Origin of the sequence: Pseudoclavibacter sp. CFCC 11306 (assembly GCF_008831235.1) — a bacterium.
Classification (GTDB): Bacteria; Actinomycetota; Actinomycetes; order Actinomycetales; family Microbacteriaceae; genus Pseudoclavibacter_A.
On record NZ_WBKF01000003.1, the window covers coordinates 247295 to 260746 of the forward strand.

13 protein-coding genes, 1 tRNA gene and 2 riboswitches are annotated in these 13452 nt (G+C 67.1%); of the genes, 7 read left to right on the plus strand and 7 right to left on the minus strand.

The window, feature by feature from the left end:
- Positions 1-26 precede the first annotated feature (26 nt).
- The 4 genes from ribH to F8O09_RS09945 all read right to left on the minus strand — a co-directional run bounded on the left by ribH (position 27) and on the right by F8O09_RS09945 (position 2616).
- Entirely contained in the window at positions 27-542 is a 516-nt protein-coding gene (ribH, locus tag F8O09_RS09930; protein WP_158055172.1) for a 6,7-dimethyl-8-ribityllumazine synthase, read from the minus strand.
- Complete coding sequence (gene ribB, locus F8O09_RS09935; RefSeq protein ID WP_158055173.1) at positions 539-1306, minus strand: 3,4-dihydroxy-2-butanone-4-phosphate synthase; 768 nt, start codon at positions 1304-1306, stop codon at positions 539-541. The genes ribH and ribB overlap by 4 nt, the downstream gene beginning before the upstream one ends.
- Positions 1303-1938, minus strand: a complete 636-nt coding sequence (locus tag F8O09_RS09940; protein ID WP_158055174.1) for a riboflavin synthase — start codon at positions 1936-1938, stop codon at positions 1303-1305. The genes ribB and F8O09_RS09940 overlap by 4 nt, the downstream gene beginning before the upstream one ends.
- Before the next feature lie 103 nt (positions 1939-2041).
- Positions 2042-2182, minus strand: a riboswitch (FMN riboswitch).
- Positions 2183-2307: 125 nt separating this feature from the next.
- Positions 2308-2616 (minus strand): DUF4342 domain-containing protein, encoded by a 309-nt coding sequence (locus F8O09_RS09945; RefSeq protein ID WP_158055175.1) that lies wholly within the window; start codon positions 2614-2616, stop codon positions 2308-2310.
- Positions 2617-2719: 103 nt separating this feature from the next.
- Here F8O09_RS09945 and F8O09_RS09950 point away from each other — a divergent pair, with 103 nt between their 5' ends.
- Positions 2720-3976, plus strand: coding sequence for a cation:proton antiporter (locus tag F8O09_RS09950; protein ID WP_192497651.1), 1257 nt, complete (start codon positions 2720-2722; stop codon positions 3974-3976).
- 2 nt (positions 3977-3978) lie between these two features.
- Here the strand turns inward: F8O09_RS09950 and F8O09_RS09955 are convergent, their stop codons facing one another.
- Both F8O09_RS09955 and F8O09_RS09960 read right to left on the minus strand, forming a co-directional pair.
- On the minus strand, positions 3979-4482 hold the full coding sequence (locus F8O09_RS09955; RefSeq protein WP_158055177.1) for an FBP domain-containing protein: 504 nt from the start codon (positions 4480-4482) through the stop codon (positions 3979-3981).
- A gap of 191 nt (positions 4483-4673) precedes the next feature.
- Complete coding sequence (locus tag F8O09_RS09960; RefSeq protein WP_158055178.1) at positions 4674-5138, minus strand: hypothetical protein; 465 nt, start codon at positions 5136-5138, stop codon at positions 4674-4676.
- A 67-nt stretch (positions 5139-5205) separates the two neighbouring features.
- Positions 5206-5317, plus strand: a riboswitch (TPP riboswitch).
- On the opposite strand from F8O09_RS09960, the gene F8O09_RS09965 reads away from it, so the two are divergent.
- On the plus strand, positions 5314-6021 hold the full coding sequence (locus tag F8O09_RS09965; RefSeq protein ID WP_158055179.1) for a TenA family protein: 708 nt from the start codon (positions 5314-5316) through the stop codon (positions 6019-6021). Its footprint overlaps the riboswitch before it by 4 nt.
- A gap of 251 nt (positions 6022-6272) precedes the next feature.
- Positions 6273-6692, plus strand: a complete 420-nt coding sequence (locus F8O09_RS09970; protein WP_158055180.1) for a hypothetical protein — start codon at positions 6273-6275, stop codon at positions 6690-6692.
- A 298-nt stretch (positions 6693-6990) separates the two neighbouring features.
- On the opposite strand, the gene F8O09_RS09975 is transcribed toward F8O09_RS09970, so the two are convergent.
- Positions 6991-7064, minus strand: a tRNA-Met gene (locus tag F8O09_RS09975).
- 542 nt (positions 7065-7606) lie between these two features.
- Between F8O09_RS09975 and F8O09_RS09980 the strand changes: the two genes are divergently transcribed.
- The 4 genes from F8O09_RS09980 to F8O09_RS09995 all read left to right on the plus strand — a co-directional run bounded on the left by F8O09_RS09980 (position 7607) and on the right by F8O09_RS09995 (position 13409).
- A complete protein-coding gene (locus tag F8O09_RS09980; protein WP_225732991.1) occupies positions 7607-8941 on the plus strand; it encodes a sensor histidine kinase in 1335 nt (444 codons plus the stop codon).
- Complete coding sequence (locus tag F8O09_RS09985) at positions 8938-9732, plus strand: response regulator transcription factor (protein WP_158055181.1); 795 nt, start codon at positions 8938-8940, stop codon at positions 9730-9732. Before F8O09_RS09980 ends, F8O09_RS09985 begins: the two co-directional genes overlap by 4 nt.
- A gap of 172 nt (positions 9733-9904) precedes the next feature.
- Entirely contained in the window at positions 9905-10693 is a 789-nt protein-coding gene (locus F8O09_RS09990; RefSeq protein WP_158032063.1) for an ABC transporter ATP-binding protein, read from the plus strand.
- A gap of 1 nt (position 10694) precedes the next feature.
- The gene (locus tag F8O09_RS09995; RefSeq protein WP_158055182.1) at positions 10695-13409 is read left to right on the plus strand and encodes an ABC transporter permease; all 2715 of its coding nucleotides are present in this window, start codon (positions 10695-10697) and stop codon (positions 13407-13409) included.
- The last annotated feature ends 43 nt before the right edge of the window (positions 13410-13452 follow it).

A 13452-nucleotide genomic window follows, 5' to 3' on the forward strand; every position in this document is an offset into this window, starting at 1 on the left:
ACAGATCGCATGAAACGTCAGGCAGGTCACCCGTGTCGCAGCACGCCGAGCTGCCGCTGCAGGTCGAGAGCCGCTGCGGCAGCCTCCGCTCCTTTGTCTTCGGACGCGCCGGGCCCGCCGGCACGATCGATCGCCTGCTGCTCGTCATCGCAGGTGAGCAGCCCGAACCCGACCGGACGCCCCTTGTCGAGGGCGACTCGCGTCAGCCCGTCGGTGGCGGCTTCGCAGACGAAGTCAAAGTGCGGCGTGCCGCCGCGGATCACCACGCCCAGCGCCACCACGGCATCCGCACCGCCGTCGAAGGCCGCCTGCGCTGCCAGCGGCAGTTCGAAGCTGCCCGGCACTCGCACCGTGCACCACCGCACGCCCGCCTCACTGAGCGTGCGCTCGGCCCCGGCGATCAGACCGCTCATGACCTGCTCGTGCCAGCTGGCTGCGACGACGGTGACGCGCACGTCGTGCGATGCCCGGCTCCGACCACCTTCCATATCGTCTGCGACCGCTTCGGAGATGCGCTGCTTGGGGGCTCCTGCTCGACTCATGCCTGTACCTGCTCTCGTTCGTGCTGAATCATGTTCTGCTGATCTGCGATCGAGGGCGTGGCTCCGGGTGTCGCCAGCCCGCTCATCGGGGCGTTCTCTGGATGCGCGCGGCGCCAAGCCGCGATCTGGGCCACCGTGAGCACCGGCAGCCCGTACTCCGCACCGATGAGCACCAAGTCGGGAAAGCGCATCATCTCGCCGTCGTCGTGCACCATCTCGCCGATGGCCGCCACGGCTGGCAGCCCCGCCAGGTGCATCAGGTCGACACCCGACTCGGTGTGCCCGCCACGCACCAACACGCCGCCGTCGCGAGCGCGCAGCGGCACGATGTGGCCGGGGCGCAGCACCGAGTCGGCCGTGGACGCCGGGTCGGCCAGCACGTTGAGCGTGCGGCACCGGTCAGTCGCCGAGATTCCGGTCGTGACACCCTCGGCGGCGTCGACGGTCACCGTGTAGGCGGTGCGCTTGGGGTCTTGATTGTGCGCGACCATCGGCGGCAGGTCAAGGCGATCTGCGAGTTCTTCGGTCATCGGTGCGCACAGGTAGCCCGAGGTGTGCCGAATCATCCAGCCGATCCATTCCGGCGTCGCCATGGCCGCCGAGATGATGGCGTCGCCTTCGTTCTCACGCCCTTCGTCATCGGCGACGAGCACGGGGAGTCCCCTGCGCAGCGCCTCGACGGCGGAGCGCAGAGTCACCGCGATGCGATCCAGGTCGATGGCGCTGGTGGCGACTGGAGCGCCGGTCTGAGATGTGACGGTCATCGTGCGACCTCCTGGGCATCGTACACGGATGTCTGCAGCACTCCTTGGGCCTGCAGCAGCTGCTGCACGTGGCGCGCGAGCACATCGGTCTCGATGTTCACGCGGTCTCCCGCGCTCAGCGAGCCGAGATCGGTGTCGCTCTGGGTCTGCGGAATGAGCGACACTTCGAACCAGTCGTCGCTGCGGGCGCTCACGGTGAGAGAGACGCCGTTGACGGCGATCGACCCCTTGAAGACGACCAAGTCGGCGACGTCAGGGGTGAGCGACAGGCGCAACACGAGCTGCTCGCCGACCGTGTCGGTCGCGAGCACCTCGGCGACGGCATCGATATGCCCCTGCACGATATGCCCGCCCAAGCGAGCATCGGCCTGCAGAGCGCGCTCGAGATTCACGCCGGTACCGGGAACGATCCCGCCCAAGGTGGTGCGCTGCAGCGTCTCGGCCATCACGTCTGCGGTGAACGACGCGTCGTCGTGTTCGAGCACGGTCAGGCAGACGCCGTTGACCGCGACGGAGTCACCACGTCGGAGCGTGGCAGCGAACGGCACATCTGCGAGAGTGACGTCGACTGAGCGGTCGTGTGGCTGCAGCGCGAAGAGAACTCCTCGCGCCTCGATGAGACCGGTGAACATGTGTTCCTTCCCGGCCCACGGGAGCATGCGGTGCGACTTCGTCGTTCGTCATCGAACCCCATTTCGGGTGCTGCGGATGACGACGTCAGACGTCGCAGGCCGCAAGTGCTTACTCCCATCCAGACTCTCACTGTCGGCACCGGAATTTCACCGGCTCAACCGTCTGCCTCATCACTTCGACGAGTAGGAACGGGTCGCGGACTGTCACCGCCGGCTCGGAATTTCACCGACCCCGTGAGCACTTGTTGCTGACACCATTATGCGCCGCAGGCGCAGGCCAGACAACACCGTCCGCTGGTCTCTCTGATGAGCGCACCACCGATGCACGGCACAGAGCGCGCAAACGCCTCAGCGCAGACGATCCGAACGCTACGAGGCGGAGTCTTCTTTCGCCTCCGCATCATCGACCGGATCGACCTTGATCGTGCGCGGGGGCGCGCTCTCGTCGCGCTCGACCACGATGGTGCACTCCGTGACCAGAGCCGCGACGGCGCCGACCGCCGCGAGCACTGGGGCGAGCGCGACGCCGACGACGCCGAGCGTCAGCGGGAACTGCACGATGACACGGCCCTCTTTGCTCTTCACAGCGATCGAACGCACATTGCCTTCGTGCAGCAGCTGCTTCACCTGATCGAGCAGCTGCCCGCCGGTGACTTTGAACTCTTCGAAACGGGTCATGAGGTTCCTCTCGTTGCGAAAGCCGTACTGCCTTCATTGTGTCAGGCGGGGCTGACGGATGCTCGCCCAGGCTGCCTCGCCTGCTGTGCATAGACTGAGAGTCGTGCAGCATCTCACGCTCAGCATCGCCCTGCTCCCCATTCTTGCCGTCGTCGCGACGCTCATCACCCGCTTCATCGGACGGATCGCGCCGGTGCCGCTGCCCGCGATCGAGATCGTGCTGGGCGTGATCGCCGGGCCTGCGGTGCTCGGGCTCATTCAGCCGAACGAGATGATCTCGGTGCTCTCCGAACTCGGCGGCGCCTTTCTCTTTCTGCTCGCCGGCACCGAGATCGACGTGCGCGCGATCACCGGCCGACCGCTGCGACGAGCGGCAGGTGCCTGGGTGATCTCTTTCGCCGTGCTCTTCGCCCTCGGCTCGGTGGCGGCCGGAGCCGCCGTCGCCCCGGTCGTCGCGATCGCGCTGTCGTCGACCGCCGTGGGCATGCTGCTGCCCATTCTGAAGGATGCGGGCGATCTGGGGTCACCCTTCGCGACGTCGGTCGTGGCCAACGGTGCGGTCGGAGAGTTTCTGCCGCTGATCATGATGTCGCTGCTGCTCTCGGGGCGCACGCTGAGCACGTCCCTGCTTGTGCTCGTCATCTTCGCCGTGATCGCCGTGTTTCTGCTGTGGCTGGCGAATCGCATTCCGCATGCCCGACTGCACCGGTTCATCCGCGAGACCCAGCACACCAGCAGCCAGTTCGCCCTGCGCCTCGTGATCATGATCATGGGCGTCCTGATAGCCCTCGATCTGCTGTTGGGCATCGACACCCTGCTGGGCGCGTTCACTGCGGGCATGGTGCTGCGCGTGCTGCTCTCGGACGCCCCGCACGAGGATGCCGCATTCGTCGAATCGAAACTGCAGGGCATCGGCTTCGGGCTGCTCGTGCCGATCTTCTTCATCAACGCCGGCCTCGGCTTCGATCTGCAGGCCCTGTTCGCGTCGCCGATTCTTCTGCTCATCACCGTGAGTTCGACGCTCGCGCTGTTCGTCGTGCGCGGCCTGCCCGGAATGCTCACCGCGGCACGAGGCTCCTCGGCCCGGTCACGGTTTGCACTGGCTGCGTACACCGGCACCGCACTGCCGATCATCGTCGCAGCATCCACACTGGCCGTCTCGCAGCAGATCATCGGCAGCGGTCTGGCAGCCGCACTGATCGGCGGCGGCCTGCTCTCCGTGATTATCGGACCCGTCGTCGGCGCCACGCTGCACAAGGCCCAGGGGCAGACGAGCACAGGCGGTCAGCGCGGCGACGCGGCGAGTGCCTCCCGAGATGAAGACCCGGGAGACACTCCGTTCGTCACCACGCTGGGCTGAGCTCAGGCGGCGCCGAGCAGAGACTCGGCGAAGCCGGCGACCCGTGTGCGCAGGTCGTCGATGCGCTGCTGACGCGCGGCGAGCACGTCGTATCCCTTGTAGAACGCCGGCGGGTCGTTGCGCACGTTATGCGAGCACTGAAAGTCGTCGCAGATCAAGGTGCCGACGGTGTCGCCACGGCGCCCCGCGGCCCCGGCGCGCTTCGCGCTCCAGAGCACGACCGGGTTCGGCAGCCGCACGTCACGGCACCAATGGCACATGGTCGGTGTGCGAGGGGCGGCCGCGGCACGCGTCAGCAGCACGCCGACCGGGTCGCCGTCGATGCGCGGCAGCACGACATAGGCGCGTCGCGCATACTTCGGGTCGCGCCAGCCCAGGTAGTCGAGCTGCTGCCAGTCTTCGTCCGTGAGCGCGGCGAAGTCGTCGCGAAATGTGAGCTCTTTCGTCTCTCGCCGTGAGGCGTTGACGAACGAAGAGCGGATGAAGGATTCGGTGAGAGTCCGCATGAGTATGCCTTTCACGGCGCGCGGCATCGCAGAGACGCCGCTTCGCCGGGAGAAATGTGAGTGAGTGATCAGGGTCGCTCGACCGCCGCGCCTGGCCGGATGTCAGGCACGGTGGGAGCATCCGCGCTAATCGTCGTCGGCGAGTGCTTCGCCGACGACCTCCTCGCGCTGCGCATACAGCTCTCGGTAGTTCACGCGGACAGTCTACTCAGATGCCCCGCAGCGCGACGCACCAGCGCACGCACCTGAGCATCCACCGCATCGTTCCAGGCCGCGAGGGCGAACGAGGTCGGCCAGATCGCACCGTCGTCGAGCTGCGCGTCTTCGCTGAAGCCGAGCGTCGCATACCGAGTGTCGAACTTGGACGACGGCTGCAGGAACACGATGACTTTGCCGTCACTGGCGTACGACGGGAACCCGTACCAGGTCTTGGCCTCGAGATGCGGAGCCTCGTCGGCCACGATCACGTGCAGACGCTGCGCGATCACCGCGTCGAGCCCGTCGAGCGCGTCGATCGCCGCAACACACGCCTCGTATTCGCGCGCCCGCTTCGCCGCGCCTTTGACGCCGCTGATCGAGCGCAGCTCTTCGGCGCGCTGGCGCATCGCCGCGCGCTCGCTCGCGCTGAACCCGTCAGTGTGGTCTGTGTCTGCCATGTGCGGTCTTTCTCTCGGGACGTGCTGCCAGCGTAATCGAGCCGCCCTGCGCCTGCTGCTACGCTCGTCAGTACCACACGGGTGCCCCGGTCACGGGGCTGAGATCGGGCTGCTGACGCCTGCGACCGTCGAACCTGTCCGGGTCATGCCGGCGAAGGAAGAATGGGAGTCATTCATGCACGCAACCACCACGCACGATCACAACGAGACGTCTGCTGCCCGCGCGGGCGGAGCATCCGCCGGAGAACGCTTCACCGACTCGCTGCGCGACGACAACGCGGCCAACTGGCAGGCGGTCGTCGGGCACCGCTTCGTCTCAGAGCTGTTCGACGGTTCGATCGACGACTCGGTGATGTGCCGGTACCTGATTCAGGATCACCGCTTTCTCGACGGCTTTCTGGCTCTGATCGGGGCGGCTGTGGCCAGCGCCGACACGTTGGATGCGCGACTGCGGCTCGCCGCGTTCGCCGGCGACGTAGCGGGCGACGAGAGCACGTACTTTCTGCGCTGCTTCGCAAAGTTCGGGGTGAGCGAGGCCGACCGCGCGAAGATTCCTGACACGGCGGCCACTGCCGGATTCAAACGGGTCTTTCGCGATGCCGCGGACACCCGGAACTACACCATCATTCTCTCGGTGCTGCTGGTGTCGGAGTGGTCGTATCTGAGCTGGGCAATGCGCGCACCCGAGCAGGCACCCGCAAACTTCGTGCATGCAGAGTGGATCACGCTGCACGACAACCCGCCGTTCAGACAGCTGGTCGAGTTTCTGCGCAGCGAACTCGATCGTGTCGGCCCGGCCCATGCCTCCGAGGCTCGGGAGTTCTTCGGACGCACGGTGCAGCTCGAGCTCGACTTCTTCGATCAGTCGTACGAGCTGCGGTGACCTGCCGGCTGGTGGACTCTGGTGCATACGACAAGGGCTGGTGAGTACCAGCCGGTGAGCGAGTACTCCCGCTGAGTCAGAACGAAGCGAGCTTCTGGGGCGAATCAGCGTATGTAATCGTTCTGCGGCCCTGTCTCGCACTCTTTGAGATCCTGAGTTTGCCGCAATGCCGAATCTCAGGGGACGGGTTAAGCCCATCGTCCTCGGGAGTCAGAACTCGGAGGTGAGTGCTGTCAGCATAGACTCAGAGCATGGTCTTTCGACGTCCGGGTGCATGGATCTCGACTTTGGGCGTGACCGTCTGTGCGTCGCTCAGCCTCACTGGATGCGGCACCGCATGCTCGGCCGTCGGATATATGCAAACACTGACCGTTCATGTCGAGGACGAAGCCCGGGCAGTGCAGAAAGTGCGGGTCTGCGGTGGAGGCAATTGCCCGGATGACGCACCACTCGACGTCGATCCGAACATCGTCAGCGCCGAGAAATCCTCAGACGAGGTAGCCGTCTGGACTGCGACACTGAGTTATCCCGAGGAACCCCTGCTTGTCCAGCTCATCGGCAGCGATGGATCTGTGCTCGAGGAGAGGCTGGTCTCGCCAGACTGGCGACTGACCGGCGGGAACGAGCGTTGCGGCGGACCGACTGCCGCTGAGGTCACCCTGCGCCCGTGAGCGGCATCCCATAGCCACGACTCTGATGCCTTTATACGGGCCGACCGGTGAGCTGTTCAGAGGCAGAGTTTTGGGCTGCATGCTGCAGCTCGACTTCTTCGATCAGTCGTACGAGCTGCGGTGACCTGCCGGCTGGTGGGCTCTGGCACATGCGACACAGACTGTGTGAGTACCAGCCGGTGAGCGCTGGCCGGCCAGACCTTGTGAGTGCTGGCAGGTCGGGCCCCGGCCGAGAAATGCAGAAGGTCGGAAGCCCAATTGGGTTTCCGACCTTCTGCGCACCGCGTCGGCGCATCTGTTGCGGGGGCTGGATTTGAACCAACGACCTCCGGGTTATGAGCCCGGCGAGCTACCGAACTGCTCCACCCCGCGGCACAAGAGACAACAGTAGCACCGATGTGCGTCTGCGTCCACCCTGCGCCGGTTCGGGGCTGACTCGTCCGCCTCTTTCCCCTTTTCTTTCCGCATCGAGACATGGCAGATGCCGGCCTGTGGCATCCAGACATGGAACTTGACATGGATCGATGTCTCAGGCGTGCATTTCCCATGTCTGGATGCGGGTATGGCTGGGTTTGCTGTGGAAGACCGGCAGCGGAAGACGAGGCAGCGCCAGGGCGGAGACTGGAAAAGTGGCAGAGGCGGGGTGGCGAGGGCGGGCGGCGGCGGCGCTGAGCGAAACCTCCTCCTGTGGGATGACCCGGTGCATGGAGCCGCACCCTACAGTTGAGGATGTGAGCAGACCGACGACCTCGAACTCAGAATCCGAGCCGACTCCGGCCGTCCGGATTCCAGTGCCCGCCGAGGATGCTTCAGCAGTGACTTCAGAGGCGACAGCACGGACAGCCCCAGCAGGCACACCGTCAGCAAGTACACCAGCAGCACCAGCAACAGCAGCAGCACGCGCAGCACTACCGATGGCAGCAGCACCCAGAGCAGCACCGCTGACAGCGACGACGGCGTTCGCCCATCGCCCGCGCCGAGGAATGGTCGGTCGCGTGCTGCACTGGTTCGCGAGCCATGTGCAGCTGGTCGACACGCTGTTGGTCGCCGCGCTCTCGGCGATTCTGGTTCTGCCCTTCGCCCTGGTGGGCGTTGGCAGCACCTTCGACCGCACGAACTGGCAGAACGACACCTGGACAGGCTTTCTCATCTCAGTGCTCGTCACGCTGCCGCTGATCTGGCGGCGCACCCGTACCGTGCCGGCTGCGATCGCGATGGCCTCGGTCTGCGTGGTGCAGGTCGCACTCGGCGTGCAGGTGGTGCCCGCCGACGCACTCGTGCTCATGATGGTCTATGCACTGGCCGCCTACGCCCCACGATGGGCTTCGATCAGCGGGTTCTGGCTGGCGATCGCCGGTGCCGCCGCCCTCATCGTGCGGTACCGTGCGATGCCGGTGCTGACATCGACCGACTCCGCAGAGGGGATTCAGGAACCTGCACAGCCGCTGTTCCAGATCGTCCTGGCCGTCACCATCTTCTTCGGCTTCATCGCCGCATCGGTCACCGCGGCCTGGCTGCTCGGTGCGATCACCCGCAACCGCATCAGTCAGCAGCGCGAACTGCGCGAGCACGCCGAACGTCTCGAGATTCAGCAGCAGCAGGAACGCGACCTCGCCGCAGCAGACGAACGCGCCCGCATCGCCCGCGAGATGCACGACGTCGTCGCTCACTCACTCTCGGTGATGATCACTCAGGCCGACGGCGCCCGCTACGCGTCGCAGAACGATCCCGAGGTCGCCCGCCGCACCCTCGAGACCATCGCCGAGACCGGTCGTTCGTCGCTGCACGAGATGCGACGCCTCTTAGGGGTGCTGCACGACGACTCCGGCGCCGAGACACGGCCGATGCCCACCATCGCCGACATCCCCGACCTCGTCGACACCGTGCAGCTGTCAGGCACCCGCGCGAAGCTCACCGTCAGCGGCGACGCCACCCGCGCCGATCGTCTCACCGCCGGCGCCCAGCTCGTGGCCTACCGGGTGGTGCAGGAGGCCCTCACCAACATCCTCAAACACGCGGGCCCCGAACCGCAGGCGACCGTGACTCTGCGCTGGGGCGAACAGATGCTGCAGCTGCAGATCGACGACGACGGTCGTGGCGCCCTGAGCAGCGACGACGGAGCAGGCAACGGCCTGCGCGGCATGCGCGAACGCCTCGCCCTCTATGACGGAAGTGTGCAGGCGGGCCCGCGCGCCGGCGGCGGCTTCAGCGTGCACGCGACGCTGCCCTACGAGAACGGAGCCTCATGACCACGCCCGCCTTCGATCGCGCACAGACCGGCCCGGCAGAAACGTCGCGAAACGACGCTTCGCACATCGACGTCGCGATCGTCGACGACCAGGCGCTCGTGCGCGGCGGGCTGGGCATGCTGGTCGACTCCCAGCCAGATCTCACGGTCACCGTGCAGGCAGACAACGGGCGGGATGCCGTCGAAAAGCTGCGAGCGCACCCCGCCGACGTCGTGCTGATGGACGTGCGCATGCCGATCATGGACGGCATCGCTGCGACGGCCCGAGTGCTCGCCGACCACCCCGAGACGCGGGTGATCGTGCTCACCACCTTCGACCTCGACGAATACGTGCTGCGGGCGATCGAGGCGGGAGCCAGCGGCTTTCTGCTCAAAGACGCCCGTCCCGAAGAGCTGCTCACGGCCATTCGCACCGTGTGCCGCGGCGATGCCGTGATCTCGCCGTCGATGACGCGTCGCCTGCTGGCGCACGTCGTACCGATGCTGCAGACCAGAGCGGCGGCGGATGCCGGAGCTCGCCCGCCCCGCTCCCCCGCGCCCGCAGACCTCCCGAGCACCGCATCCGCCCGCGCCGCGATCGCGACGCTCACACCACGAGAACGCGAGGTTCTGGTGCTGATGAGCGAAGCGCTGTCGAACGCCGAGATCGCCGCCCGACTGCATCTGTCCGAGACCACGGTGAAGACGCACGTGGGCCACGTGCTGCTGAAGCTCGATGCGCGGGATCGCGTGCAGGCCGTGGTACAGGCCTTCCACGCGGGCATCGCGGCGCCCGCGCCTGAGTTCGGCTGATGGCGACGATCTGCTGAGCGCAGGCAGGCACACCCCGATCAGGGGATCTCCTCCTACAGGATGAGCTCTCGAGAATCCTCCTTCGGCATGACGCGCACGCCGACGTGCTCGACGATGCTGTGGGTATCAGGTCGCAGCAGGCTCGCTCGGCCGAACACCACAGAGGAGCGTCATGACCCCGGATTCAGACCCGACCATCCCGGTTCGCACCATCTCAGCGCGCACAGCCGACAGCGTCGAGACCGCCGTGCGCGCCGTCGACCTGTTCAAGGTCTACGGCCGCGGCGACACCCAGGTCACCGCCATCGACCACGTCGACGTGCGTTTCGGTCGTGGCGAGTTCACCGCCATCATGGGCCCGTCGGGCTCGGGCAAGTCATCGCTGATGCACGTGCTCGCCGGTCTCGACACCGCGACCTCGGGACAGGCCTGGATCGGCGGCACCGAGGTGACCGGCCTGCACGACCGCCAGCTCACCCAACTGCGCCGCGACCAGGTGGGCTTCGTCTTTCAGTCGTTCAACCTCGTGCCCACGCTGACCACCGAGCAGAACATCACGTTGCCCGCTCGTCTCGCCCGACAGCGCGTCGATCAGGAGTGGTTCGCCGAGGTCGTGCACCGCCTCGGTCTGCAGAAGCGGCTGAAGCACCGCCCGAGCGAACTCAGCGGCGGTCAGCAGCAGCGCGTGGCGATCGCCCGCGCCCTGCTCACTCGCCCCGATGTGATCTTCGCCGACGAACCGACCGGCAACCTCGACTCGACGTCGGGTGCCGAGGTGCTCACGCTGCTGCGCCGCAGCACCCGTGAGATGAGTCAGACCATCATCATGGTGACCCACGACCCGGTCGCCGCTTCGTATGCCGACCGTGTGCTGGTGATCGTCGACGGGCGCATCGCCGACGACCTGCGCGGAGCCGACACCGACCAGATCATGCAGGCGCTCAGCCGGCTGGGGGCGTGAGATGCTGCGCACGACTCTCTCCACTCTGCGCGCACACTGGTCGCGCCTTGTCGCCGTCGCCATTGCGGTGGTGCTCGCCGTCGCGTTCGTCGCGGCGACGCTCATGCTCAACGCCTCCTTTCAGCAGACGCTGCGGAACACGCTGGGCTCGGATCTGACCAATGCCGACGTGCTCGTCGAGCCGCAGCCTGCCGGCGCGAACGACGCCGACCACGGCGACGACGGTGGCGACGAGGCGGGCGCAGGCGGAGCATCCGCCGCACGGCTCACCGTCGGTCAGCTGCACGCGGTGCAGCACCTGCCGCAGGTCGAGGCGGTCGGGGCCGATCAGACCGCCTCGCTCGCTCTTGCGCACGATGGGCGCAGCCAGCCCGTGTCTGCCAGTGTGCAGCTGCCGACGCCGCTGCGCCCACACGCACTGGTCGCCGGCGCATGGGTGACCGGCGACGGCCAGATGACGATGGATGCGAAGGGCGCCGACCAGCTCGGGCTGCACGTGGGCGACCAGGTGCGGTTCGCGAGCACGGGTGGATCGCCAGTCGAGGTCACGCTGGTCGGACTCACCGAGACGAGCAGCTCCCCGGGCAGCGGCATGGCGCCCCAAGTGGCATTGTCTGAGAGTTCGCTGCTGGCCGCGCTCATGAGCACCATGCCCTCTGATGTCAGCTCGACCCCGGCGGCCACCGACGACCTGCTGCCGATGACGAGCATCCGGGTGCAGGCCAAGGCCGGCGTCTCGCCCGACCAGGTGCGGGATGCGGTGGCCGGGGCGATCTCGTCGGCGACCCCGGCGGCAGCGGGCGACACCGTCAGGGTGCGCACCACGGAGCAGGTCGTCGCCGATCAGCTCAAGCAGTTCACCGGGCAGACCGATGTGCTGACCGGAATGCTGCTCGCCTTCGCCGTGATCGCGCTGATCGTGTGCGTGCTCGTCATCTCGAACACCTTCTCGGTGATCGTGGCACAGCGCACTCGCGAACTCGCGATGCTGCGCTGCCTCGGCGCCAGTCGCGGGCAGGTGCGTGGCAGCGTGCTGCTCGAGGCGCTGGTGATGAGCGTGGTCGCCTCGGTGCTCGGCGTGGTCGTCGCGACGCTGATGATGTCGGGCGCCGTCGCCCTCTCGCGTTCGAGCGGCAACAGCATGCTCACCGAGCTGTCAGTGCCGGTCTCATCGGTCGTGGTCGGCATACTCGCCGGCGTGGTGATCACATTGATCGCCGCCTGGCAGCCGGCGCGCTCGGCGACGCGGGTGGCGCCTCTCGCAGCGCTGCGACCCGAACTGGCCTCTCCGACCAAGACCCGCGCCGGTCGCGCCCGGGTGATCGTCGGCCTCGTGCTCTTCGTCGCCGGCACCGCACTGCAGTGGTACGGCTGGACGACCGCGCACCGGCCGGTGTCCGAAGACTCTGCCGAGCAGCAGCTGCTGCTCGGCCTCGGCGGCGGCGTGCTCGGCTCAGCGCTGAGCATCGTCGGCGTGGTCCTGCTCGCAATCGTGATCGTGCCGCCGCTGGTGCGGGTGATCGGCTCGCTGCTCGCGCTGACCGGTGTGCCGGGGCAGATGGCGACCCTCAACGCGTCTCGGAATCCGCGACGCACTGCGGCAACGGCATCCGCACTGCTCATCGGCGTCACGCTGGTGACCACCGTGTTCACCGGCGCGTCGGTGGCCAAGGCGACCCTGCTCACGGCCGTGGACGAGGCCCGACCGGTCGACGTCAAAGTGTTTCTGACTCCGCAGAGTCGTGAGGCGAGCACCGACCAGCAGTGGATCGACGATCGCGTGCAGCGGCTCGCCGCGATCGACGATGTGCAGTCGGTCGGCACTGTGCAGGGCATCGTCGTGGGCGACTCTGCGTCGTTCGTCGGGCAGAACGCCCCGACCTCGACACAGCTCACCCAGCTCGAGGCGGTCGATCCGCAGTCCTGGCAGCAGGTGGCGAAGGCTCCTCTGCCGGCGACCTCTCCTGACACAGTGACCGTCGTCGACGAGGCGCTGCCTGACGCAAGCGTGCCCGGCGGAGAGATCAGCATGACCGGGCCCGACGGACGAACCGCGTCTCTGCATCTGCAGCACGGCATGAAGAACCCGTACTTCGGCGCACTGGTCGACGAGCCCACGCTCGATCGGGTGGCGAGTGAGATCGGGGTGCCCGTCACCACGACCAGCATCATCATGCAGCTCGCCCCGGGTCTCGACGCCCAGGCGGTGCAGCATGTGGCCGAGCAGATCGGCACGATCATGCCCGACGACTACGTGTCGCCCGCCCAGCTCGAAAAGCTGATGTATGAGCAGATCATCGACGTGCTGCTGTCGATCGTGACCGGTCTGCTCGCGATCGCGGTGGTCATCGCGGTGATCGGGGTGACGAACACGCTGTCGCTGTCGGTGATCGAACGGGTGCGTGAGAACGCCCTGCTGCGAGCGCTCGGTCTCACGAAGCGTCAGCTGCGGGCGATGCTCGGCATGGAGTCGGTGCTGGTGTCGATCGTGGCGACGACGATCGGCCTGGTGCTCGGCACGGCGTACGGGCTGCTCGGCGTGGGCATTCTGTTCGGGCAGACGATCGGAACCGGTGTCGAGATCTCGTGGCAGCTGCCGTGGGTGCAGTATCTGCTGTTCGTGGTGATCGCCGTGATGGTCGGGCTGCTGGCCTCGGTGCTCCCGGCCCGGCGTGCGGCCAGGCTGTCGCCGGTCCAGGGGCTCGCCAGCGAGTAGGCCTGCGCAGCAGACCGCCAGGCGCGCGACGGCGGTGTCTCGG